This is a genomic window from Pseudochelatococcus sp. B33, assembly GCF_053570585.1.
The window spans coordinates 66056-91229 of record NZ_JBSEFH010000023.1 but is presented as its reverse complement, the minus strand read 5'-3'; the positions used below and the strand labels follow the sequence as shown (position 1 = coordinate 91229).

Below are 25174 nucleotides of genomic sequence, written 5' to 3'. Positions count from 1 at the left end.
AGCTGCTCGGCGGGTGCATTTTGTGACGGACGCTCTCGCGCGTTTCGGCATAGGGTGCGCCGGACTGGAACGGGTGGGTTGCGTAGCAGGTGTTTCAGTTGAGGAGTGAGCGCTTGAGTCTCGGTTCCGTTGCCCGCATCGCGATTGTGTCTCTGCTCGGCGCCACTTTGCTGCCGGCCGCTGCCGTGCATGCGCAGCAGACCCTGAACGAACGCCTCGCCGCCGCCGGCGCGCGCAACGAGAGCGACAACCTCGTGGTCGACGCCGCCGAGATCGTCTACGACAACGACCGCAACACCGTGTCCGCCGTTGGCAACGTCAGCCTCTATTATCAGGGCCGCAGCCTGCAGGCGGACCGCGTCACCTACGACCGCAACACCAACCGCGTGCTGGCCGAGGGCAATGCCCAGCTCCGCGAGGCCGACGGCACGGTGGCGAGCGGCGACCGATTCGAGCTCACCGACGATTTTCGCGACGGCTTCATCGACTCGCTGCACGTCGAGACGTCCGAGAACACCCGCTTCTCGGCCCCGCGGGCGGAGCGGACCTCCGGCGAGACGACCACTTTCTCCAAGGGCACCTACACCGCCTGCGAGCCGTGCAAGCGCAATCCCGAGCGCCCGCCGCTGTGGCAGGTGCGGGCGGCAAGGATCATCCACAACAACAGCGAGCAGATGATCTATTACGAGGATGCCACCATCGAGTTCTACGGCATCCCCCTCGCCTACGTTCCCTATTTCTCGACGCCCGATCCCACGGTGCGCCGCAAGACAGGCCTGCTGACGCCGCGCTACACCTATTCGTCCGCGACCGGGTTCGGGGTCTCGACCCCGTTCTTCTGGGCGCTGGCGCCGGATTACGACCTGACGCTCACCCCCACGTTCCTGACCAAGCAGGGCGTTCTGGGCCAGGCGGAATGGCGTCAGCGTTTCATGTCGGGCTCCTACAACATCCGTGCCGCCGGCATCTTCCAGCAGGACGAAAGCGTGTTCCTGGAATCGCCGCTGGGCCCTCGCGACCGCGATTTCCGCGGCTCCATCGAGAGCTCCGGCCGTTTCGAGATCAACCGCTTCTGGCACTGGGGCTGGGATATCGCGCTCCTGTCGGACAAGTGGTTCCTCGACAACTACAACGTCCGCAGCGAGAGCCTGACCAACACGTTCTTCAAGGAATCGACGTCGACCGCCTATCTGCAGGGGCGTAGCGACCGGGCCTTCTTCGACCTGCGCGGCTACTACTTCAAGACCCTGGGGCAGGACGACTGGCAGAAGCAGCAACCCGTCGTGGCACCGACGCTGGACTACAACCGCCGCTTTCAGGGGCCGGGACGGCTCGGCGGCGAGTTCGAGCTCGACCTCAACGTCACCAACCTGTTCCGAGAGGCGGCGCAGTACGGGGCGATCCCCGGCTACGCCGCGCAATATTTCCCGCCGGGCACGCCCTATCAGACATGCGCGGTGTTCCAGTACGACCAGTGCCTCGTGCGCGGCATCGGCGGCCGCTACACCCGCGTCTCGACCAGCCTGAGCTGGCGGCGCGACTTCATCGACCCGCTCGGCCAGGTGTGGCAGCCCTTCGCCGGGCTGCGGGTCGACGGCTTCGCCCGGTCGCTCAATGCGACGCGGTTCCAGAACAACGAGATCGGGAACTTCCTCAACGTCAACGGCAACGACACGATCACCTCGCGCGTGACGCCGACCGTGGGCCTCGAATACCGCTATCCGTTCGTGGCGACCTCGGAGAAGTGGGGCACGCACACGATCGAGCCGATCGCGCAGATCGTCGCGCGTCCGAACGAGACCCGCATCGGGCAGTTGCCGAACGAGGATTCGCAGAGCGTGGTGTTCGACAGCACGAACCTCTTCGCCTGGAACAAGTTCGGCGGCTATGACCGGGCCGAGGGCGGCGTCCGCGCCAATGTCGGCCTCAAGTACACCGTGCAGACCGACGGCGGCGCCTTCGGGCAGGCGCTTTTCGGCCAGTCGTTCCATCTCGGTGGCCGCAATTCCTACCGGCAGTACGACATCTCTCACGCCGGGCAGGATTCGGGGCTGGAGAGTTCCCGGTCGGACTATGTCGCCGGCCTCTATGTCGCGCCGCGCCCGGGGTTCTCCTTCCTCGGCCATGCCCGGTTTGACGAGCAGGATTTCTCCGTCGAGCGTCTCGACGCGCAGGCAAACGCGTCCTTCGGGCGCCTCAACGCCGGCCTGGTGTTCGCCCGCTACGAGGCGCAGCCCGGCCTCGGCTATCCGTTCCGCCGCACCGGCCTCGGGCCGAATGCCTCGCTGAAGATCACGGACAACTGGTCGGTGAGGGGCTCCGTGCTGTTCGATCTCGATCGCGGCGTGGAGGAGCGCTACAAATACCAGGCCGGCCTCATCGACACCTATTCCAAGTCCAACACCTGGACCGCCGCCAACATGTCGCTCGGCATGACGTATCAGGACGAATGCGTCGTGCTCGATGTGGTCTACACGTCCAGCATGAAGGACAAGTCGTCGGGCACGAAGCGCTCGGATTCCACCATCATGGTGCGGCTCGAACTGCGCACGCTCGGCGAGATCAGCTTCTCGCAGGACGTCAGCGGCAGTTCCACCTCCGACGGCATCGTGCAGTAAGCGGCCGCGCCGGCAAGCAGATATCATGGGCCAGATCGATGATCTTCCGCCGCTGCGCGACATCGTGCGCGGCCACGAACTGGCGGCGAAGAAGTCGCTCGGCCAGAACTTCCTGTTCGATCTCAACCTGACCGCGCGCATCGCGCGCGCATCGGGACCGCTCGAGGGCGTCACGGTGGTGGAAGTGGGGCCGGGTCCCGGCGGCCTCACCCGCGCGCTGCTGGCGGGCGGCGCACAGAGGGTCATCGCCATCGAGCGCGATGCGCGCTGCCTGCCGATTCTGGCCCAGATCGGCGAGCGCTATCCCGGCCGGCTTACCGTCATCGAGGGAGACGCGCTGGAGGTCGACGTCGCGGCGCATATCGGCGAGGGTCCGGCGCGCATCGTCGCCAACCTGCCCTACAACGTGGCGACGCCCCTCTTGACGGGCTGGCTCACGGACGCGCGCTGGCCGCCCTGGTGGCAGTCGCTGACCCTGATGTTCCAGCGCGAGGTGGCGGAACGCATCGTGGCGACTCCGGGCGAGCCGAAGGACTACGGCCGGCTCGGCGTTCTATGCGGCTGGCGCACGGACGCGCACATCCTGTTTGACGTGCCGCCCTCCGCCTTCGTGCCGCCGCCCAAGGTCACCTCCTCGGTGGTGCACCTCATCCCCCGTTCCGCTCCCGCGCCGGTACGCACGGCAACGCTGGAGGCCGTGACTCAGGCGGCGTTCGGGCAGCGGCGCAAGATGCTGCGCCAGAGCCTCAAAAGTCTCGATCTGTCGGGAACGGACACGGACGTGGCCGCCATGATCGAACAGGCGGGCCTGCTGCCGACGGCGCGCGCCGAGGAGATTCCGGTGGAAGGCTTCGTGCGTCTCGCCAACGTCTACGACAGCCTGCGCCGCGGCCGGTGATTGAAGGCGATGATTGAAGGGTCGACTAAGTTTCTTCGGCCAGCAGCCCGTCGACGAACCGTCCCAGCCCGATGCGCCGGCTGCGCTTGAGGCGTTCCGCCGCCAGAATGGACAACAGCGCCCGGAACGCGTGATCGAGATCGTCGTTGACGATCACGTAATCGTAGGCGTCCCAGTGGCGGATCTCCTCACGCGCGTTGACGAGCCGGCGATCGATGACGTCCTGCGAATCCTCCGCCCGGCGCTCCAGCCGGGTGCGCAGTTCCGCGAGCGAGGGCGGCAGGATGAACACCGTCACGGCGTCGTCGCGCATGTGTTCGAGAATCTGCAGCGTGCCCTGCCAGTCGACGTCGAACACCATGTCGCGACCGCTCGCGAGCGTATCCAGCACGGGCTTGCGCGGCGTGCCGTAGAGGTTGCCGTGCACTTCCGCCCATTCCAGCAGATCGCCGCGGTCGCGCTGGAAAATGAACTCGTCCCGCGGGATGAAATGATAATGCACACCTTCGATCTCGGACGCGCGACGAGGGCGGGTGGTCACGGAAATCGACAATGAGAGGTCGCCGAGCTGCAGCAGGTCCCGGGTCAGTGTCGTCTTGCCGGCCCCGGAAGGCGACGACAGGATCAGCATCAGGCCACGACGCTGAATGGTGCTATCGGCTGTCATACTCATTCCCGATGTCTTCCGATCCGGGCCGCAGCCAAAACAGTTTGCATTTAATTTGAGCATCAAATTAAATGCAAGTTGCGGAAAACTATAAAAGGTAGAGAGGTTTGCACAGCAGAATCTGATTCAACATTAATACAAACTTCTCTACTCGATCGGCCGCAGTTGCGGAACCGTCTTGGGCGACGTCAGATCGTAACTCTTGTTTCTGAGCGGATCGAGTCGGGTGCCTTCCGAGGCATCGAACACCTTGACGACGCCGGCGGGAACCGTGGCCGCGGGGTCGACCGCCGCATCCTCCTGCGGCTTCGATTCGTCGCCGTCCTCGACGCGATCGATCCCCTGATCCGCGCCCGGGATCCCCTTTCTGCTCGCCTCGATCTTGCGCCACTCGCGCACGTTGCGGTTGTGCTCGTCGAGGGTCTTGGCGAAGCGGTGCCCGCCACTGCCGTCGGCGACGAAATAGAGATCGTCCGTTGCGGCGGGGTTCGCGGCGGCCTGCAGGGATGCCCTTCCGGGATTGGCGATGGGGCCGGGCGGCAGGCCGTCGATGGCATAGGTATTATACGGCGTCGGCTCGCTGATCTCGCTCTTGCGGATGCCGCGCCCCAGCGTCCCCTTGCCGCCGACGAGACCGTAGACGATGGTGGGATCGGACTGCAGCCTCATGCCCTGGCGCAGCCTGTTGACGAAGACCGCGGCGACACGCGCCCGTTCCTCCGGCACGCCGGTTTCCTTCTCCACGATCGACGCCAGGACGATGAGTTCGTCAGGCGATTTCAGCGGCAGTCCGGGTGCGCGTTTTTCCCACGCCTCGGCCACGGCCTTGCGATGCTCCGCCGCCATCCTGTCGATCACCGCCTGGCGCGACGTGCCGCGCGGCACGAGATAGGTTTCCGGCAGCAGCGAGCCCTCGACGGGCGCGGGCTTCACCTCTCCCGTGAGCAGGTCGTTCGCCAGCAGGCGCGCCACGACCTGATCGCTGGTCAGCCCCTCCGGAATGGTGATGGGATGCTGCACGCTCTTGCCGGAGACGAGCGTGTCCATCACGTCCTTCATGCTCGCGCCCGGGGCGAAGGCATACTCGCCGGCCTTGATGTTGTCGTTCGCGCCCAGCACATGCAGGCCGATGACGAAGATGAGCGGATGCGCGATCACCCCCTCGCGCTGCAATGTCTGGGCGACAATCTGATTGCCGCCCTTGACCGACACCACGCGGGTCTCGCGCAGCGGGCCGGGACCGTAGAATTCGCCGCGGCCGAAATAGATGGCGAAGCCGGCCGCCACAGCGCCGATCAGCAACAGGGTGAGAAAAGCGCTCAGGGCGGACAGGAAGCCGCCCTTCTGGCGGCCGGGCCGACGGCGGCTGCGTGGCGGCGGCGGCGGGGCCACGATCGGCTTGATGGCTTCGCCGGCGGAGCGGGGAGTGACGCGGCTATAGGGCGTCCCGCCATGCCTGACCGAACGCGGGTCCGATGGCCCATGATTCCTGTCACCAACCATATGAAAGCTCAGCCTCTCTCACATCGGCCTGTCGGCCCGATCCGGCGGCGATGCCCCCGGCTCCGCCGTCGCGACGCGCCAACCGGACGCGCCAGATCAGGATGGCTTTTCGCTGAGGCATAATCTTGTCCAAAAAGTGGTGTCCACGCTTTTGGCATCATGCCCTGGCCGCTATAGCGAAATGCATACCCTGCTCGCCAATCAAGCATCCGGATGGCGAAGAATCAAGGATGCGTTCGTGCCGCCGAAGCCGAAGGAGTTGGAGAGCACGGCGCCGACAGACGCTTTCCGGGCCTCGTGCGGGACGAGATCAAGCGCGGTCTCCACCGATGGATTGTCCAGATTGAGCGTCGCGGGCACGATCTGGTCGCGGATCGCCAGCACGCCGAAGATCGCCTCGACCGCCCCTGCCGCCCCCAGAAGATGCCCGATCGAGGATTTGGTCGATGACATGAGAACGCGCTCGCCGCTGTTGCCGAGCAGCCGCTCGACGGCCCGCAGCTCGATCTCGTCCCCGACCGGCGTGGAGGTGCCGTGCGCATTGATATAGTCGATATCGCGCACCGAGAGGCCCGAGCGCTTCAGCGCCGCCTGCATGCAGCGGAAAGCGCCATCGCCGTCCTCGGACGGCGAGGTGATATGATATGCGTCGCCGGACAGGCCATAGCCAACGACCTCGGCGTAAATGCGCGCCCCCCGCGCGATGGCGTGCTCGCGCTCCTCCAGCACGACGATGCCAGCACCCTCGCCCATGACAAAGCCGTCGCGGTCCCTGTCATAAGGGCGCGATGCGCGTTCGGGCGTGTCGTTGAAGGAGGTGGACAGCGCCCGGCAGGCGGCGAAGCCGGCCAGCGCCAGACGATTGACCGGGGATTCGGTGCCGCCGGCGACGATCACGTCGGCATCGCCGAGCGCCACGAGCCGCGCGGCGTCGCCGATCGCATGGGCCCCGGTCGAGCACGCGGTCACCACCGCGTGGTTGGGCCCTTTCAGACCGTGGGCGATGGAGACGTAGCCCGATGCGAGATTGATGAGCCGCCCGGGAATGAAGAACGGCGAGACGCGGCGCGGGCCGCGCTCGTGCAGCGTGATCGCCGCATCATAGATGCCGCCGACGCCGCCGATCCCGGAACCGATGAGGACGCCGGTCGAGACCTGTTCCGCATAGGTGGACGGATGCCAGCCGGCATCGTCGAGTGCCTGCTTCGCCGCCGCCAGCGCGTAAACGATGAACGGATCGACCTTCCGCTGTTCCTTCGGCTCCATCCAGTCGTCGGAATTGAAGCCGCCCTCGGTGTCGTCCGTGCCCGGCACGGTGCAGGCGATACGGCAGGGAAGATCGGAGGTATCAAAAGCCTCGATACGGCGAGCGCCGCTCACACCCGCGAGCAGCCTGCGCCACGTCGTTTCTATCCCGCAGCCGAGCGGCGAAACGACACCAAGACCTGTTACAACCACACGCCTCATGATCGACCACCCGCCTGCCTTGCCCCCATGCGAGCATCCGGATCGATGCCGATCAAGCCGCGCGCCCCCTCAGAACACGCCACGAATGGTTCCATCAGGCGGAAACGTTCTTCTCAAGAAACTTGATGGCGTCGCCGACGGTCACGATGGTTTCGGCGGCATCATCGGGTATCTCGACGCCGAACCCCTCCTCGAAGGCCATCACCAGCTCAACAGTATCAAGGCTGTCTGCGCCCAGATCGTCGATGAAATTTGCGGATTCCGTCACCTTGTCGGCTTCTACGCCCAGATGTTCGACGACAATCTTCTTAACGCGATCAGCGATATCACTCATATTTCGAATCCTTATCGTATTCACCGACAATTCCGGAGCGTCAACCGCCCGGACATCGTCACCAACTCACCTGCCGAACACATCTGCGTCACGCCAACCGCATTCCGCCCACTGCGTCGAGACGACACTGGCTACATGAGCGCGGTAACACAGACAACCCGACGACGCAAAATTCAGAGCATAACGGTACATCTGCCGATCAAGCGACCCGACCGCGCGAGGCGCACGCGAAGCACTCTCACGACCCGCCCGGGATACACCTGCCCGCCCGGACGATACATGCAACCGGTAATTGCAGACGTCATTCACCTTCCAGATGGTACTGAAAGCGTTACGTCCGGCAGTCCCGGCCAAACACGCAGGCCCGGCCCGCCATAACCTTACCCGAACCAAGTCTTACGCAGCAGTACCGGCCATTACACTCATACCTGCCGCGATACGATCATGAAAACACTGTCTTGCACAGCCTTTCGTGCAGGCCTCAGTGTGGTTGTTAACATACTCCTTACTCATTGGCGAGAGGAGAAAACGCCGTGACCGCATCCCGTAGATCGATATAACTATTTCATACCATTGCCATTCCGCCGTTCACATGCAGCGTCTGGCCGGTCACGTACCCCGCTTCGTCGGACGCAAGGTAAACCACTGCCGCCGCGATATCCTCACCGGCACCGAGGCGGCCGGCCGGAACGCGCGCCAGAATGGCCTCCCGCTGCTTCTCGTTGAGCACATCCGTCATCGGCGATTCGATGAATCCGGGCGCAACGACGTTGACGGTTATGCCCCGGCTCGCCACCTCCGCCGCGAGCGACTTCGACAATCCGATCAGCCCCGCCTTTGAGGCCGCATAATTGCCCTGTCCCGGGTTGCCGGTCACGCCGACGACCGAACTGATGCCGATGATGCGGCCGAAACGCCGCCGCATCATGCCCTTCAGCGCTGCCCGCGACAGGCGGAAAGCCGCCGTGAGGTTGACGGAGATGACCGCGTCCCACTCCTCATCCTTCATGCGCATCGACAGATTGTCGCGTGTCAGACCGGCGTTATTGACGAGAATGTCGAGCCCACCGAGCGCGGCCTCGGCCGCGGGCACCAGAGCCTCGACCTCCTCGGCCACCGACAGATTCGCGGGGCTCACATGCACCCGTTCACCGAGATCGGCGGCCAGCGCCTCAAGCGCCTCCCTGCGGGTGCCCGACAGGACGACCTCCGCGCCACGTGCATGCAGCGCCCTGGCGATGGCGCCGCCGAGACCGCCGGTCGCGCCCGTGACAAGAGCCTTCTTGCCCGATAACTGAAACACTTTCTCTTCCTCTCATCGCACCGATTGGAGCGCCGCGATGAATGCGGCGAAATCATCAGGCCCTCCGACGGACAGGGCACGCACACCGGACGCGATCCGTTTCGCAAGACCGGTCAATACTTTGCCGGATCCGAGCTCGACAAACACCTCAACACCTTCCGCCGCCATCGCGGCGACGCTCTCGCGCCAGCGTACCGTGCCTGTCACCTGGGACACCAGGGCCTCGCGAATATCGGCGGGGTTGTCGACGGGCGCGGCCAGAACGTTGGCGAATACCGGCACGAGCGGCTGTCGGACATCGACGCGCCCCAGCGCCTCGCGCATGCGTTCGGCCGCGGGCTGCATCAACGGGCAATGGAACGGCGCTGACACCGGCAGCAGGATAGCCCGCTTCGCGCCGCGCGCCTGCGCGAGTTCGATCGCCCGGTTGACCGCCCCGACGTGACCGGACACCACCACCTGTCCGGGGCCGTTATCGTTGGCGGCGGCGCACACCTCGTCCTGAGCCGCCTCCGCCGCCACCGCGACCGCGTCCTCGAAATCAAGCCCAAGCAAGGCTGCCATCGCCCCGAGGCCGACGGGAACAGCCGCCTGCATCGCCTCGCCGCGAATGCGCAACAGCCGCGCCGTATCCGCCACGCCGATGCTGCGCGCGGCTGCAAGCGCCGAATACTCGCCAAGCGAATGGCCAGCCACGAAGTCGGCGTCGCGGGCGATGTCGAGATCGGCTTCCGCCTCCAGCACCCTGATCACCGCCAGGCTTACGGCCATGAGCGCCGGCTGCGTGTTGACGGTCAGCGACAGGTCCTCGCTGCTGCCCTCCCATATCAGACGGCTCAAATTCTGGCCAAGCGCGTCGTCCACTTCCTCGAACACCAGCCGGGCGGACGCGAAGTTGTCCGCCAGCGCCTTGCCCATACCCACAGCCTGACTGCCCTGTCCGGGAAAGGTTAACGCAACCGCCATGACATCCTCCACCCTGGTTCGATCTTGCTCTCAAGCCGCGGCAATGGCTTCAGCGATGGCGTCGAGCGCCGCCTGCGACCGCCCGCCTTCGGGACCGCCGGCCTGGGCGAGGTCGCGCCGTCCGCCGCCGCCCTTGCCGCCCAGCTTCTCGGCACCGATCCGCACCAGCGCGACCGCATCGAAACGCTCGCTCGCATCGCCCGTCACGCCGACGACGATGCCGGCCTTGCCGTCCTCGGCGATGCCGACGATGGCCACGACGCCCGAGCCGATCCGCTTCTTGGCGTCGTCCACCAGGCTCTTGAGATCCTTCGGCTCGATGCCCGACACCGCTCGCGCCAGCAGCTTGACGCCGCCAATGTCGCGCACCGGCTCCTCCCCGCCGCCGGCGCCGAGCGCCAGCTTCTTGCGCGCCTCCGCCAGGTCGCGTTCGAGCTTGCGGCGCTCCTCGACCAGCGCCTCAAGCCGCCCGCCGAGATCGCCCACCGGTGTGCGCAGCAGATCCGAAATCCCGTGCAGAAGCTCGCTCTCCTCCACGAGATGCCGCCGCGCGCCCACGCCCGTCATCGCCTCGATGCGGCGGACACCCGACGCCACGGCGCCTTCCGACACCACTCGCACGAGGCCGATATCGCCCGTGCGCGTCACATGGGTGCCGCCGCACAGCTCGACCGAGAACGGCTTGCCCCCCGCCTCGGGTCTGGTGCCCATGCTGACGACCCGCACCTCGTCGCCGTATTTCTCGCCGAACAGAGCCCGCGCACCGGACTCGATTGCCTCGTCGACGGCCATGGAGCGCGTCACGACGGGCTCGTTACGCAGCACGAGCGTGTTGGCGAGATCCTCGATCTGGCGCAGTTCGCCGGCGCTGATCGGGCCGGGATGGCTGAAATCGAAGCGCAGCCGGTCGGGCGCCACGAGCGAACCCTTCTGCGCCACGTGATCGCCCAGTATTTCGCGCAGCGCCTCGTGCAGGAGATGGGTGGCGGAATGGTTGGCGCGGATGGCGGTCCGGCGTTCGTGGTCCACCTTCAGCGCGACAGCGCCCCCGGGCGAGAGCGCGCCTTCGCTCACCCGCACGCGATGCAGGAACACATCGCCGAGTTTCTTCGTCGTGCCGAACACCTCGGCCGACACTCCCGGCGCGGAGATCCAGCCGGTATCACCCACCTGACCGCCCGACTCGGCGTAGAACGGCGTCTGGTTGACCAGCACGACCCCCTCCTCGCCCGCGGCGAGCAACTGGACCTCGGCCCCGTCGCGCACCAGCGCCGTGACGACGCCCTCGGCCGACTCCACTTCATAGCCCAGGAACTCGGTCGGTCCAATGCGGTCCTTGAGCGAGAACCACAACGCCTCCGTCGCAGCCTCGCCCGAGCCCGTCCAGGCGGCGCGCGCCTGCTGGCGCTGGCGTTCCATCGCCGCATTGAAACCCTCGACATCGACACCGATTGAACGCGGACGCAGGGCATCCTGCGTCAGATCGAGCGGGAAGCCGTAAGTATCGTAGAGCGTGAACGCCACCTCACCGGAAAGCTCGCTGCCGGCAAGAAGGTCGCGGCTTTCGGCATCCAGTATGGAAAGGCCGCGCTCCAGCGTCTTGCGGAAGCGCCTCTCCTCCAGATGCAGCGTCTCGCCGATGAGCGACTGGGCGCGCACCAGTTCAGGGTACGCCTCGCCCATCTGCCGCACCAGCGCGGGCACGAGACGCCACATCAGCGGCTCACGCGCGCCGAGCAACTGGGCATGGCGCATGGCCCGGCGCATGATGCGGCGTACCACATAGCCACGCCCCTCGTTCGACGGCAGCACGCCGTCGGCGACGAGAAACGCCGACGCGCGCAGGTGATCGGCGATGACGCGGTGGCTCACCGCCTGCGGCCCATCGGGGTCGACGCCGGTCGCGTTGGCGACGGCTTCGATCAGCGCCCGGAACAGGTCAGTGGCATAGTTGTCGTGCGTGCCCTGCAGAACGGCGGAAATACGCTCGAGCCCCATGCCCGTATCGATCGACGGGCGCGGCAGCAGCAGCCGTTGGCCAGGCGCAACCTGATCGTACTGCATGAAGACGAGGTTCCAGATTTCGATGAAACGATCGCCGTTCTCGTCCGGGCTGCCGGGCGGCCCGCCGGGGATGTGCTCGCCGTGGTCGTAAAAGATCTCGGAGCATGGCCCGCACGGCCCCGTGTCGCCCATTGACCAGAAGTTGTCCGAGGTGGAGATGCGAATGATCTTCTCATCCGGCAGGCCGGCGATCTTCCTCCACAGACCGACGGCCTCCTCGTCCTCGGAGAACACCGTCACCAGCAGCTTCTTCTCCGGCAGGCCGAACTCGCGCGTGACCAATTTCCAGGCAAGTTCGATCGCGTGCTCCTTGAAATAATCGCCAAAGGAGAAATTACCGAGCATCTCGAAAAAGGTGTGGTGGCGGGCGGTATAGCCGACATTGTCGAGATCGTTGTGCTTGCCGCCGGCGCGGACGCACTTCTGGGAACTCGCGGCACGCGAATAGGCCCGTTTCTCCGCGCCGGTGAACACGTTCTTGAACGGCACCATGCCGGCGCTGGTGAACATCAGGGTCGGGTCATTGCGCGGCACGAGCGGGCTGGAAGGCACGACCTCATGGCCATTGGCCGCGAAATAATCAAGAAAAGTGGACCGAATCTCGTTTACGCCGCTCATCACGCCCTACCTGCGCCCTGCGGATGGCATGCCGTGCACCCATCCGCCGCCAATATCCCCCCGGTCTACCAGTTCATATCGAGAGCTGGCACCCGGGAGATGAAGCCCCGCCCGGAGGCAGGTAACATTCCCGAGCGCCTTTTCTAGAAGGATTTAACCCGTCTGCAAATACGAAATCGCCGAATCCGCCCCGTCCTCCGCCAGCTCGGCGCGTCGAACGGCGCGCCGCGAGAACCTCAGGCAGCGCCCTCATCCGTATCGTCGACCGGAGAATCGGCATTGTCCAGAATACGGTCGGCAAGCACAGAGGAGTTCTGGCGGATCGCCGCCTCGATCCTGTCGGCAATCTCGGGGTTGTTCTTGAGAAACTGCTTGGAGTTCTCGCGCCCCTGCCCCAACCGCTGGCTGTCGTAGGAGAACCATGCGCCGGACTTGTCGACGATGCCGCCCTTGACGCCGAGATCGAGCAATTCACCGAGCTTCGATACCCCCTCGCCGTACATGATATCGAACTCGACCTGCTTGAAGGGCGGCGCGACCTTGTTCTTCACCACCTTGACGCGGGTGGTGTTGCCGACGATCTCGTCGCGGTCCTTGATCGAACCGATACGGCGAATGTCGAGGCGGACGGAGGCGTAGAACTTGAGCGCGTTGCCGCCCGTGGTCGTCTCCGGCGAGCCATACATGACGCCAATCTTCATGCGGATCTGGTTGATGAAGATCACCATCGTGTTGGAACGCGAGATGGAGGCCGTGAGCTTGCGCAGCGCCTGGCTCATCAGCCGGGCCTGGAGCCCCGGCTGCATGTCGCCCATGTCGCCCTCGATCTCGGCGCGGGGCGTCAGCGCCGCCACCGAATCGACAACGAGCACGTCGATCGCCCCCGAACGCACCAGCGTGTCGCAGATTTCAAGTGCCTGCTCGCCCGTATCGGGCTGCGAGATCAGCAGGTCGTCAAGGTTCACGCCCAGCTTGCGCGCATAGACCGGATCGAGCGCATGCTCGGCGTCGATGAAGGCGCACGAGCCGCCCTTCTTCTGCGCCTCGGCGATGGTGTGCAGCGCCAGCGTCGTCTTGCCCGAGGACTCGGGACCGAAAATCTCGACGATGCGCCCGCGCGGCAACCCGCCGACCCCCAGCGCGATGTCGAGGCCAAGGGAACCCGTGGACACGGTCTCGATCTCAATCTGTCCCTGCGCCTTGCCCAGCCGCATGATGGAGCCCTTGCCGAACGCGCGTTCGATCTGGGCCAGGGCGGCGTCCAGCGCCTTCGTCTTGTCCATGGAACTACCTTCTACGAGTCGCAAACCGGCCTGAGACATCTCGATTAATCCTTATGGTAGGTCGCCCGCCATTTCAACGTGCGTCCGGTTCATCTGCACAGGCCAAGTGTACATAATTTGTTCTTGCGCACAAGTTCTTTTTATGTTCTCAATGCAACATTCGTCGCGAGTAGCTGACACAGGCGTCGCAGGTGAAGAGAATGGCCGACGCGGGGTCGGCTCTCAGACAATATCGGGAGTTTATCGTGTCCGGCCTTCGTCTACAATTCCGACGACGTCTCGGCGCTGCGGTCGGCGCCGAGCACCAGTGCCTCGATCCGCTCCACCACGACGGCGGCGAGCACCTCGGGATCGGGGCCTGCGGCGTCGAGGCGGATTTCGGGGTCGAGCGGTGGTTCGTAGTCCTGGCCGACGCCGGTGAAGGCGGCAATCTTGCCCTCCCTCGCCTGGGCATAGAGCCCCTTGGGATCGCGTTCGGCGCAGACCTCGGCCGGCGCGTCCACGAAGATCTCGACGAACTCGCCCGGCGCGAAGCGCTCGCGCACCCGGTCACGGTCGGCGCGGAAGGGCGAGACGAAGGCGCACAGCACGATCAGGCCCGCATCCGCCATCAGCCGCGCCACCTCGCCCACGCGGCGGATGTTCTCCGTGCGCGCCGGTGCGTCGAAGCCGAGATCGGCGTTGAGCCCCTGCCGCAGCGCGTCGCCGTCGAGCGTCATAGTGTGGCGGCCGAGCGCGTGCAGCTTCGCCTCAACCAGATTGGCGATGGTCGACTTGCCCGAGCCGGGCAGCCCGGTGAACCACAGCACGAGCGGCCGCTGGCGCTTGATGTCGGCGCGCGCGGCGCGGTCCACGTCGAAGCCATGGCGGTGCACGTTGGTGGCGCCGAGCGCCTCGACCGCCATCCCGGCCGCGACCGTCGCATTGCTATAGCGGTCGATGAGGATGAAGGCGCCCATCTCGCGGTTGTCCGCGTAAGGATCGAAGGCGATCGGCACCAGCGTCTCGATCTCGACAAGGCCGATGGCGTTGAGGCCGAGCGATACGACGGGCGTCTGCGCCAGCGTTTCGATATCGAGATAGTGGCGGATGGCACGTACCGTCGCGGGCACCGCGCGCGTGCCGAGCTTGAGGTTGTAGGAACGGCCGGGCACCAGCATCTCGTCGGCCATCCAGACAAGGCGGGCGGCAAGCCGCGTCGCCACGATCGGCCGATGGCGCGGATCGACGAACACCTCGCCGCGCGGCGCGTCGATCTCATCGGCGAGCACCAGCGTCACGGCATCGCCTGCTTCGGCCGCCGACAGATCACCGTCGAAGGTGACGATGCGTGCAACCCGGCTGCGCTTGCCGGACCCCGCCGCGACGACGGCATCGCCCACCGTGACGCGGCCGCCGGCGATCGTGCCGGAGAAGCCGCGAAAATCGAGATTCGGCCGGTTGACCCATTGCACCGGAAAGCGGAACGGGCCGTTGCCGTCGCGCGCCTCGATATCCACCGTCTCCAGATGGCCGAGCAGCGTCGGCCCCTCGTACCAGGGGGTCGCATTGCTCGGTGCGGAGACGTTGTCGCCGAAGCGGGCCGAGAGCGGGATGGCCTGCACGGTCAGGAAGCCGAGGTCTTTCGCGAACACCTCATAGTCGGCCACGATGGCGCCGAACGTCGCCTGATCGAAACCGACGAGGTCGATCTTGTTCACGGCGAGCACGACATGGCGGATGCCCAGCAGCGAGGCGATGACGCTGTGGCGGCGCGTCTGGGTGAGCAGGCCCTTGCGCGCGTCGATCAGGAGGATCGCGAGGTCGGCGTTCGACGCGCCGGTCGCCATGTTGCGGGTGTATTGCTCGTGGCCGGGCGTGTCGGCGACGATGAACGAGCGGTGCGGCGTCGAGAAGTAGCGATAGGCGACGTCGATGGTGATACCCTGCTCGCGCTCCGCCTCCAGCCCGTCCACCAGCAGGGCGAAGTCGATGTCACCGCCGGTGGTGCCGACCCGCCGGGAATCGTCCTCAAGCGCGGTAAACTGGTCATCGAGCACGGCGCGCGTCTCGTAGAGGAGGCGGCCGATCAGCGTCGACTTGCCGTCGTCGACAGAGCCGCAGGTGAGGAAACGCAGCAGCCCGCGCGCCGCGGGCCTGTCCACGGCGTCCACGCCGGCACCGAATCGAGGACCGGGCAACGGGCGAACGGCGTTGAGGCGAACGGCGTCCATTCAGAAATATCCCTCGCGTTTCTTGCGTTCCATCGATGCGCCGCTGTCCTTGTCGATCACCCTGCCCTGCCGCTCCGATACCGACGAGGCTTCGAGCTCGGCGATGATGTCGGCGAGCGTCTCCGCGTCCGATTCGATCGCCCCGGTCAGCGGATAGCAGCCGAGCGTGCGGAAACGCACCTTGCGGATCTGCGGCGTCTCACCGGAGACGAGCGGGAAGCGCTCGTCATCCACCATGATCAGTGCCCCGTCGCGCTCCACGACAGGACGCTCGGCAGCGAAGTAGAGCGGCACCACCGGGATGTTCTCGGCAGCGATGTAGTGCCACACGTCGCGCTCCGTCCAGTTGGAGAGCGGGAACACGCGCATCGATTCGCCCTTGGCGATCTGCGTGTTGTAGAGGTGCCAGAGTTCCGGGCGCTGGTTGCGGGGATCCCACGCATGCGTCGCGGTGCGGTGGGAGAACACGCGCTCCTTGGCGCGGCTCTTCTCCTCGTCGCGGCGCGCACCGCCAAAGGCGGCGTCATAGCCGCCGACATCGAGCGCCTGCTTCAGCGCCTCGGTCTTCATCACCTGCGTGTGAACCGCCGAGCCCGATGTGAACGGACCGATGCCGCGGCGCACACCGTCCTCGTTGACGTGCACATGCAGATCCCAGCCGTATTCGCGGGCGATCCGATCGCGAAAGCTGATCATCTCGCGGAATTTCCAGGTGGTATCGACGTGGAGCAGAGGAAACGGCGGCTTGGACGGATAGAACGCCTTGCGCGCCAGATGCAGCATCACCGCCGAATCCTTGCCGATGGAGTAAAGCATCACCGGCTTGCGGAACTCCGCCGCGACCTCGCGAATGATGTGGATCGACTGCGCCTCGAGCCAGGCGAGATGCGGCGACAGCCGACGGGGCGAACCTGTGGATATCAAAGCCCCCGGCGCGGCTGCCGTCACGGTTTTCCTTTCGAAACGATCTGTTGATAACATTGAGGAATCTGATGCTCCCAGAAAAATCCGACATGCCCGTGTGTCTGCAAGAGATGCCGTCAGGCGGCCGGGCCAAGGCGCGGCTACGCGGCACCCTGCGTGGCGCGCAGCCGGCGGCGCAGGCTGCTCACCGGCTGCTCGGCGCCTTCGAGCGAAGCCGGCTGATAGTGTTCACGCACGAAGACCACCGCACCCGTGCGCAAGGCCTCGATCGTGCCATGGTGCCGGACTTCGAGCGCGTCGAAGCCGCAGCGGTGCAGGGCGTGGATCTGGTCGCGCAGCACGTCGCCCTGCGCTCGCAATTCGCCTTGGTAGCCGAGCTTGTCGCGCAGGATACGCGCCGTGGAATATTGACGGCCGTCGTTATACTTCGGGATGTCGAGCACGATGACCCCGAAGCGGCGCACATCCTGCTCCAGTCCTGCCAGCGTCTCCCCCGACTGCAGGACGAGGCCGACGGAATCGGCCCGCCCCTGCAGGGCGTCGCGCTCGGCGAGATAGCGCTCCTTGCCCACGACGATCGCTCCGTCAGCGGGCAGCGGCGCGTCGGCCTCGATGAACCGCCATTCGTCGTCAACGAACGCGCCGTTCCTGAACAGAGCCATCAGGCACTCCTCTTCGTCACACCGGCGGCCGAAACATGAATGCCGCACTCAGTCTTCGCCTGCCCGCGCCAGCGCCCGGCACGCGGATCCTCCCCCGGCGCGACCGGCGAGGTGCACGGTGCGCAGCCAATGGAGGGATAGCCCTTCGCCACCAGGGGATGGCGCGGCAGGTCGTGCTGGCGCAGATAGGCGACGAGCTCGCCCGCCCCCCAGGTCGCCAGCGGCGAGACCTTGATGTGGGTCGCGTCCGTCTCGAACACCGGCAGCGCCAGCCGCGTCGACGCCTGGAAACGCTTGCGCCCGGTGATCCAGGCGGTAAACGGCGTCAGCGCCCCGGCCAGCGGCTCGACCTTGCGCAGGTGGCAGCAGCGGTCGGGGTCGATGCTGAACAGCGCGCCGTAGGGATCGGCGGCCTCCATCGTCTCCGGATCGGGTCCGACGCTGCGCACGTCGGAGAGCCCAAGCCGCGCGACGAGCGTGTCGCGGTAGGCGAGCGTTTCGGGAAACAGCCGGCCGGTATCGATGAACACCACCGGCACGGCCGGATCGATGCGGGACGCGAGATGCAGCAGCACGGCCGATTCCGCACCGAAGCTCGACACCAAGGCGATCCGGCCCGGGAACACCTCGGTGAGCGCCACCCGCAGCACCTCTTCCGCCGGCAGGTCGCCGTAGGCGACATTCAGCGCCTCGACCCGCGCGAGATCGGGCCTAGCCTGCGGCGCATCGTCAGGCCGCGACTGGCGTTGCGCCATAGAGAGCCTCCTTGAACGGCGCCTCGCCGACCCGACGGAAGAAGGCCAGGAACGGCTCTTCCGGGCCGCTGCGCTGCGCGATGTAAGTGTTCACCACGGTTTCGATGGCGTCGACGATATCGTCGGTCGAGAAGCCGCGCCCGACGATGGAGCCGATGGAGCAGGTCTCGTCTCCGGAACCGCCGAGCGTGATCTGGTAGAACTCCTCGCCTTTGCGGTCGACGCCGAGAATGCCGATATGCGCCACGTGGTGATGGCCGCAGGCGTTGATGCAGCCCGAGATCTTGATCTTCAGATCGCCGATCTCGTGCTGGCGGGCGATGCTGGCGAAGCGCTCGCTGATGCGCTGCGCCAGCGGGATCGAGCGCGCGTTGGCGAGCGAGCAATAGTCGAGGCCGGGGCAGCAGATGGTATCGGTGATGAAACCGGCGTTGCCGGTCGCGACCCCCGCCTTCTGCAACGCGGCAAACACGGCCGGCACGTCATCCAGCTTCACGTGCGGCAGCACGAGGTTCTGTTCATGCGACACGCGCAGCTCATCGAACGAATAGCGCTCGGCAATATCGGCGATGACCTCCATCTGCTCGGCCGTGGCGTCGCCCGGTACGCCGCCGACCGGCTTGAGCGAGATCGTGACGACGCCGTAACCCGGCGCCTTGTGGGGCGCGAGGTTGCGTTCCACGAATTCGGCCAGTTGCGTGTCCACCACCTTGGCGCGCTCCAGCGTCTCGGAACGCTCGGGCAGTGTCTCGAATGCGGGCGGCGCGAAATAGGCGCCGATCGCCTCGATCTCCTCGTGCGGCAGGGTGAGCGCGCCGCGGCTCCTGATGTCCTCGTATTCTTCCTCGATCTGGCGGCGCACCTCGTCGAGCCCCGCCTCGTGCATCAGGATCTTGACACGAGCCTTGAACTTGTTGTCGCGCCGGCCGAACTGGTTGTAGACGCGCAGGATCGCCTCGCAATAGCTCAGAAGCTCGGATTCGGGCAGGAAGTCGCGCACCTTCTTGGCCACCATGGGCGTGCGCCCGAGCCCGCCGCCGACATAGACGGTGAAACCGCGCTCGCCCGCCTCGTTCTCGACGATCTGCAGGCCGATGTCGTGCACCTGGATGGCGGCGCGGTCATGCGCTGCGCCGTTCACCGCGATCTTGAACTTGCGCGGCAGGTAGGTGAACTCGGGATGCAGCGACGACCATTGCCGCAGGATTTCGGCATAGACGCGCGGATCGGCGATCTCGTCGCGCGCCGCGGCCGCGAAATGGTCGGCCGAGACGTTGCGGATGCAGTTGCCGGAGGTCTGGATGGCATGCAGCTCCACCTTCGCGAGATCGTCGAGGATGTCGGGCACGTCCTCCAGCCCGATCCAGTTGAACTGGATGTTCTGGCGGGTGGTGAAATGGCCGTAGCCCTTGTCGTAGCGGCGCGCGACATGGGCGAGACCCCGCAGCTTGGCGCTGCTCAGCGTTCCATAGGGAATGGCGACCCGCAGCATGTAGGCATGCAGTTGCAGATAGACACCGTTCATCAGGCGCAGTGGGCGGAACTCCTCCTCGGTCAGCTCGCCGGCGAGCCTGCGGCGCACCTGGTCGCGGAACTCCTCGACGCGGCCGTTCACGAAGCGGCGGTCGAATTCGTCATAACGATACATTCCGAACTCCCAGACGGTTCAAGTAGCGGAAGCGGGCGCGTGACGGCCCAGGATCACGGAAGTGCCGGCCGTGGGACCGCCTGCGGCGCGGATGGCTTCGCGCAGCACGAGGGGAACGATCGCCTCCCCCTCACGCTTCACATTGACCAGATAGGCGCCCACGACGAGATTACGATGCTCGTCCTCGACACCGGCCCCGGAGAGCGCAGCCACGGCCTCCTCGTCGTCGACGACCTCGGCCGCGTTGATATCCGTCGACCACTTCCCGGCCGGGGTGCGAAACACCACGAGCCCCGAATGCAGATCGTTCGCCGTCAGCACCTGCGGAATGGCCGCTTTCGCATCACGTTTCATATCTACTCCGCAGCAGCGAGTGGTTGCACCGACGACACGGGCACGGCGATCGGCTCCGCGAAGCCGAAATCGCCGACCGCCACCGCATCGCCGACCAGGATGAGCACCGGCCCGAAAATATCGTCACGCCCGGCGAGGGCCGGCAGATCGGACAGCGGTCCGATGAGCGCGCGGCTGTCGGCACGGCCAGCGTTCTCGATGACGGCGACGGGCGTCGACGGCGAGACGCCGTGGCGCACCAGTCGCTCGAAGGTCTCGGCCGCGACGCTGCGGCCCATGTAAATGCCGATGGTGCCGCCGGAGCGTGCCACTTCCGGCCAGCCGTTCGGCTCGGCACCGCCCGCCCCGTGCCCGGTGGCGAACACGACCGAGGACGAGACGCCGCGCAGCGTCAGCGGCACCGCATAATCCGCCGCCGCGGCGAGCGCGGCGGTCACGCCCGGCACCACCGTGTAGCGGATGCCGGCGGCGCGAAGCGCCGCGATCTCCTCGCCGCCGCGCCCGAACACGAGCGGATCGCCCGCTTTGAGCCGGGCCACGTGGCGTCCCTCGCGAGCGAGCTTCACCAGCAGGTCGTTGATCGCCGCCTGCGTCACGGAATGCTTGCCCTTGGCCTTGCCGACCGAGATGCGCTCGGCGTCGCGTCGGCCCATGTCGACCACGGCTTCCGGCACGAGCTGGTCGTGCACGATCACGTCGGCCCGCTGCAGCAGGCGCTGGGCGCGCAGGGTCAGCAGATCCTCGGCGCCGGGGCCTGCGCCGATCAGCCAGACGACGCCCTCCTCCTCGGCCGCCTGTGACAGCGCCGACAGCGCATGGCGGCGCGCCCCCTCGATATCGCCCGCGAGCGCCAGTTCCGCCCCGCGCCCATCGAACAGCGACGACCAGAAGCGCCGCCGCTGCGGATTGGTCGGCAACGCGGCGCACACGCTCTGGCGCACGACACGGGCAAGCTCGCCGAGCCGGCCGAACTCCGGCGCCAGCAACGCCTCCACCGCCGCGCGCACGCGCTGGGCGAGCACTGGCGCGTAACCGTCCGTGGCGATGGCCACCGACACCGGCGCGCGGTCGACGATGGCCGGAAGGGCGAAATCACACAACTCCAGCCGATCCACCACATTGACGGGAACCCCCGCCGCGCGGCCGAGATCGGCCAACGCCGCGTCACGCCCGTCATCGCCCGTGGCGACGAACAGCAGGGCCGCCCCCTCGATGTCCGCGCGGGAGGGCGCGCGCCGATGCAACACAACGCCATTGGACTCGACCAGCGCGTCGAGTTGTGGCAAGATATGCATTGCGAACACGACAGGCTTGCCCTCGGTGCGCAGCAACAGACGCAGCTTGGCAAGCGCTTCCTCGCCCCCGCCGACGAGAATCAACGGCCGGCCGGCCACATCGTAGGAAACGGGAAAGAAACGCAACCGAGCCACGGATTGACTGCCACCCTTGCTAGCATATTCTGATTGCTTGCAGATCCCGCCACGTTCCCCACGAACGCGATCGGGGCTGCAACCATGCGGAACGGCGACGCGCGCCAATTGCCGAGGTCCACGGCATTTCCCGCTCAAAAACGACAAATAACGCTAGCACATGTGTTTTTAATTTAAAATACATATTTTGTATGTATTTTAAAACCGGGCAGATAAGTATATAAAATCAGTGATATTTTCCTCAAGGATTTCACCGCTCCATGGAAACGGCGAAACTCTCTCTTGTCTTTTTTTTGAGCGAACTTTTGAGCAAATTCCGATCGATTGCATGATCCCGTTCGATCGGAAAGCGCTCTGGCGACAAGGTGGCGGAAGTGTGCGAGGGATGCAACCCGCGCCCTGCCCCGCTCCATTCTTCCGCGGTCGTCTCCCGCCGCCCTCCACGTTTGCCCCTGGAGGGCGCTCTGTCTCACCGGTGTCCGCCGGCTTATTCTGCGGGGAACAGCCTGGCTTTATGGAGTTTGAGCCCGACGCGGTCTGCCACGCTGATGCTCTGGTCCGAGGGAATCTCGGCCTCGATGAGGGCATCGGAGAAGGCGACGCGGATCTCGGCGCGCCGACCATTGACCGTGCGCCGCAGCGACACCACGATGCCCGGAATGCCGGTGCCCGGCTCCGTCAGCGTCAGTTCGTTGGGGCGCAGGTAGATGTTGTGCCGGCCATCGGCCGTGCCCGGCGCGGCGGCAACGTCGAGCGCGTCGCCCGCAAGCCACACCTTGCCCCCGCGCACCTCCACGGGCAGCGACACCGTGTCGCCCAGGAACGACAGCACGAACGGCGAGGCCGGGTTCTCGTAGACTTCGTCCGGCGTGCCCACCTGTTCCAGCAGGCCATTCGAGAGGATCGCCACGCGGTCGGCGAGCTCAAGCGCCTCGTCTTGGTCGTGCGTCACGAACACCGTCGTGTGGCCCGTGCGGTCGTGGATGTCGCGCAGCCAGCGGCGCAGGTCCTTGCGCACCTTGGCGTCGAGCGCCCCGAACGGCTCGTCCAGCAGCAGCACCCGCGGCTCCACCGCAAGCGCCCGCGCCAGCGCCACCCGCTGACGCTGGCCGCCCGACAATTGCGCCGGATAGCGCCTGCCCAGGTCGTTGAGCTGCACCAGATCGATCAGCTCCTCCACCCGCCGCCCGATCGCGGCCGGGGACGGACGCTCGCTGCGCGGGCGCACCTTCAGCCCGTAAGCGATGTTGTCCGTCACCGTCAAGTGCTTGAACAGCGCGTAGTGCTGGAACACGAACCCCACCCGCCGCTGCTGCACCGTCAGGTCCGTCGCGTCCTCGGCGCCGAAGAACACGCTGCCGGCGGTCGCGAACTCGAGGCCCGCGATGATGCGCAGCAGCGTCGTCTTGCCCGAGCCCGAGGGCCCGAGAAGCGCCACGAGCTCCCCCGGCTGGATCGCCAGATCGACGCCGCCGAGCGCCCTGAACCCCTCGTACTCGCGCTCGATCCCCTCGACGCGGATCCCTACCGTGCCCGGCGCGCGCGCCCTAGTGTCGGCCGTGCCCGGGGAGGGCGTCTGCAAAGCGCCACTCAAGGATGGACTTGGCTGCAAGGGTGACGAGGGCGAGGAGGGCGAGGAGCGAAGCGACCGCAAAGGCTGCTGAGATGTTGTATTCATTGTAAAGGATCTCAATGTGGAGCGGCATGGTGTTCGTTACGCCGCGAATGTGACCGGAAACGACGGCGACCGCCCCGAACTCGCCCATGGCGCGCGCGTTGCACAGCAGAACGCCGTACAACAGGCCCCAACGGATGTTCGGCAGCGTCACCGTCAGGAAGGCGGTGAACCCGGAGGCGCCAAGCGACAGTGCTGCTTCTTCATCGGTATTGCCCTGCTCCTGCATCAGCGGAATGAGCTCGCGCGCCACGAACGGGAACGTCACGAACACCGTCGCGATCACGATTCCCGGCAGCGCGAAGATGATGCCGATGTTGTGCTCCCTCAGGAACGGGCCGAAATAGCCCTGCGCCCCGAAGAGCAGCACGAACACGAGACCCGACACCACCGGCGACACCGAGAACGGCAGGTCGATCAGCGTCACCAGGAAGCTCTTGCCCGGGAACCGGAACTTGGCGATCGCCCACGAGGCGGCAACGCCGAACACCAGGTTCAGCGGCACTGCGATCGCGGCCACCGTCAGCGTCAACTGGATGGCATGGCGCGCATCCGGCTCCGCGAAGGCCGAGAAATAGACGTCGAGCCCGCGCTTGAACGCTTCCACGAACACCGTGATCAGCGGCAGCACCAGAAACAGCGCCAGGAACAACAGCGCGACGGTCAACGCCACCGCCTTCACTGCGGGGCTTTCCGTCGTCACGGAACGGCGCAGTACCTCGTGCGCCGCCGAGCGCTCGGCGATCCGCCGGCTCGCCTCGGCCGCGCTCGCCCGCACCGCATCGGCGGCGGGAGGGGAGACGTTCTCAGACATAGCCAAACCTCTTGCGGCTCCACGCCTGGATCAGATTGATGATCAGCAGCACCGAGAACGAGATCGCCAGCATCACCGTCGCGATGGCGGTGGCGCCGGTGTAGTCGAACTCCTCCAGCTTGATCACGATCAGCAGCGGCGCGATCTCGGAAACGTAGGGCAGGTTGCCGGCGATGAAGATCACCGAGCCGTATTCCCCCACTGCCCGTGCGAACGCCAGCGCGAGCCCGGTCAGGATCGCCGGAATGAGCGGCGGCAGCAGCACGCGCCACACCGTCTGCCCGCGCTGCGCCCCCAGCGTCGCCGACGCCTCCTCGAGCTCCCGGTCGATCTCCGCGATCAGCGGCTGCACCGTGCGCACCGTGAACGGGATCGTCACGAACACGAGCGCGATGAAGATGCCGAGCGGCGTATAGGCGATGCGGATGCCGTAGGGCGCGAACAGGCTGCCGATCAGCCCGTTCTGCGCGTAGAGCGCCGACAGCGCGATGCCCGCCACCGCCGTGGGCAGCGCGAACGGCAGGTCCACCGCCGCGTCGATCAGCCGCCGGCCGGGAAAGGTGTAGCGCGTCAGCACCCACGCGATCAGCACGCCGAACACCGAACCGAACACGGCCGCGAGGAACGAGGTTCCGAAGCTCAGCGTCAGCGCCGCCGCCACGCGCTGGTCGGTGGCCACGGCCCAAAGGCCCGAGAAGCCCATGCCCGATGCCCGCAGGATCAGCCCGCCCAACGGGATCAATACGATGATGCTGAGATAGAGGACCGTATAGCCGAACGCGACACCGAACCCGGGAATGACGCTGGGCGCCGGAAAGCGCGACTGCGGGTTGCGGCCCGAGCCGCGCCCCGCCGGGCGCCGTCCCGGGCCGGCCGGTGCTGCTGTTGCTGACGGAGAAGCTGCGGACATGTGGCAACGACTTTCGACGGAAAAGACAAACAAATGCCGCGGCGAAAAAGGAAACGGCGGGGAAAGGA

20 protein-coding genes are annotated in these 25174 nt (G+C 66.1%); 2 read left to right on the top strand and 18 right to left on the bottom strand.

Annotated features, from left to right (window positions below; translation table 11 throughout):
• The first annotated feature begins 113 nt into the window (after positions 1 to 113).
• Positions 114 to 2618 (top strand): LPS-assembly protein LptD, encoded by a 2505-nt coding sequence (locus ACUSIJ_RS22585; RefSeq protein ID WP_449310677.1) that lies wholly within the window; start codon positions 114 to 116, stop codon positions 2616 to 2618.
• A gap of 25 nt (positions 2619 to 2643) precedes the next feature.
• Complete coding sequence (gene rsmA, locus ACUSIJ_RS22580) at positions 2644 to 3516, top strand: 16S rRNA (adenine(1518)-N(6)/adenine(1519)-N(6))-dimethyltransferase RsmA (RefSeq protein WP_449310676.1); 873 nt, start codon at positions 2644 to 2646, stop codon at positions 3514 to 3516.
• Positions 3517 to 3541: 25 nt separating this feature from the next.
• Here rsmA and gmk read toward each other — a convergent pair whose 3' ends face one another.
• The 18 genes from gmk to cysT form a co-directional block, all read right to left on the bottom strand.
• Positions 3542 to 4183, bottom strand: a complete 642-nt coding sequence (gene gmk / locus ACUSIJ_RS22575; protein ID WP_449310675.1) for a guanylate kinase — start codon at positions 4181 to 4183, stop codon at positions 3542 to 3544.
• Positions 4184 to 4330: 147 nt separating this feature from the next.
• A complete protein-coding gene (gene mltG / locus ACUSIJ_RS22570; protein ID WP_449310674.1) occupies positions 4331 to 5686 on the bottom strand; it encodes an endolytic transglycosylase MltG in 1356 nt (451 codons plus the stop codon).
• 201 nt (positions 5687 to 5887) lie between these two features.
• Positions 5888 to 7153, bottom strand: coding sequence for a beta-ketoacyl-ACP synthase II (fabF, locus tag ACUSIJ_RS22565; protein WP_449310673.1), 1266 nt, complete (start codon positions 7151 to 7153; stop codon positions 5888 to 5890).
• A 94-nt stretch (positions 7154 to 7247) separates the two neighbouring features.
• Positions 7248 to 7487, bottom strand: coding sequence for an acyl carrier protein (locus ACUSIJ_RS22560; RefSeq protein WP_433456653.1), 240 nt, complete (start codon positions 7485 to 7487; stop codon positions 7248 to 7250).
• Positions 7488 to 8052: 565 nt separating this feature from the next.
• Positions 8053 to 8790 carry a 3-oxoacyl-[acyl-carrier-protein] reductase gene (fabG, locus tag ACUSIJ_RS22555; protein ID WP_449310672.1) on the bottom strand — a complete coding sequence of 246 codons (738 nt, stop codon included), beginning with the start codon at positions 8788 to 8790 and terminating at the stop codon, positions 8053 to 8055.
• A 12-nt stretch (positions 8791 to 8802) separates the two neighbouring features.
• A complete protein-coding gene (gene fabD / locus ACUSIJ_RS22550; protein WP_449310671.1) occupies positions 8803 to 9756 on the bottom strand; it encodes an ACP S-malonyltransferase in 954 nt (317 codons plus the stop codon).
• A 30-nt stretch (positions 9757 to 9786) separates the two neighbouring features.
• Positions 9787 to 12438, bottom strand: coding sequence for an alanine--tRNA ligase (gene alaS / locus ACUSIJ_RS22545; protein WP_449310670.1), 2652 nt, complete (start codon positions 12436 to 12438; stop codon positions 9787 to 9789).
• Between the two features lie 236 nt (positions 12439 to 12674).
• Positions 12675 to 13760, bottom strand: coding sequence for a recombinase RecA (gene recA, locus ACUSIJ_RS22540; protein ID WP_449310669.1), 1086 nt, complete (start codon positions 13758 to 13760; stop codon positions 12675 to 12677).
• Positions 13761 to 13981: 221 nt separating this feature from the next.
• Positions 13982 to 15934, bottom strand: a complete 1953-nt coding sequence (cysN, locus tag ACUSIJ_RS22535) for a sulfate adenylyltransferase subunit CysN (protein WP_449310668.1) — start codon at positions 15932 to 15934, stop codon at positions 13982 to 13984.
• Positions 15935 to 16915 (bottom strand): sulfate adenylyltransferase subunit CysD, encoded by a 981-nt coding sequence (gene cysD, locus ACUSIJ_RS22530; protein ID WP_449310667.1) that lies wholly within the window; start codon positions 16913 to 16915, stop codon positions 15935 to 15937.
• Between the two features lie 83 nt (positions 16916 to 16998).
• Positions 16999 to 17520: a DUF934 domain-containing protein gene (locus tag ACUSIJ_RS22525; protein WP_449310666.1), complete on the bottom strand. Its 522-nt coding sequence runs from the start codon at positions 17518 to 17520 to the stop codon at positions 16999 to 17001.
• Complete coding sequence (locus ACUSIJ_RS22520) at positions 17520 to 18275, bottom strand: phosphoadenylyl-sulfate reductase (RefSeq protein ID WP_449310665.1); 756 nt, start codon at positions 18273 to 18275, stop codon at positions 17520 to 17522. Before ACUSIJ_RS22520 ends, ACUSIJ_RS22525 begins: the two co-directional genes overlap by 1 nt.
• Positions 18250 to 19923: a nitrite/sulfite reductase gene (locus tag ACUSIJ_RS22515; RefSeq protein ID WP_449310664.1), complete on the bottom strand. Its 1674-nt coding sequence runs from the start codon at positions 19921 to 19923 to the stop codon at positions 18250 to 18252. Before ACUSIJ_RS22515 ends, ACUSIJ_RS22520 begins: the two co-directional genes overlap by 26 nt.
• A gap of 18 nt (positions 19924 to 19941) precedes the next feature.
• Positions 19942 to 20277, bottom strand: coding sequence for a DUF2849 domain-containing protein (locus tag ACUSIJ_RS22510; RefSeq protein WP_449310663.1), 336 nt, complete (start codon positions 20275 to 20277; stop codon positions 19942 to 19944).
• A 2-nt stretch (positions 20278 to 20279) separates the two neighbouring features.
• The gene (gene cysG / locus ACUSIJ_RS22505; RefSeq protein WP_449310662.1) at positions 20280 to 21707 is read right to left on the bottom strand and encodes a siroheme synthase CysG; all 1428 of its coding nucleotides are present in this window, start codon (positions 21705 to 21707) and stop codon (positions 20280 to 20282) included.
• A gap of 487 nt (positions 21708 to 22194) precedes the next feature.
• Positions 22195 to 23289, bottom strand: a complete 1095-nt coding sequence (locus tag ACUSIJ_RS22500; RefSeq protein WP_449310661.1) for a sulfate/molybdate ABC transporter ATP-binding protein — start codon at positions 23287 to 23289, stop codon at positions 22195 to 22197.
• Positions 23255 to 24196, bottom strand: a complete 942-nt coding sequence (gene cysW / locus ACUSIJ_RS22495; RefSeq protein ID WP_449310660.1) for a sulfate ABC transporter permease subunit CysW — start codon at positions 24194 to 24196, stop codon at positions 23255 to 23257. Before cysW ends, ACUSIJ_RS22500 begins: the two co-directional genes overlap by 35 nt.
• Positions 24189 to 25106 (bottom strand): sulfate ABC transporter permease subunit CysT, encoded by a 918-nt coding sequence (gene cysT, locus ACUSIJ_RS22490; RefSeq protein WP_449310659.1) that lies wholly within the window; start codon positions 25104 to 25106, stop codon positions 24189 to 24191. Before cysT ends, cysW begins: the two co-directional genes overlap by 8 nt.
• Positions 25107 to 25174 lie beyond the last annotated feature (68 nt).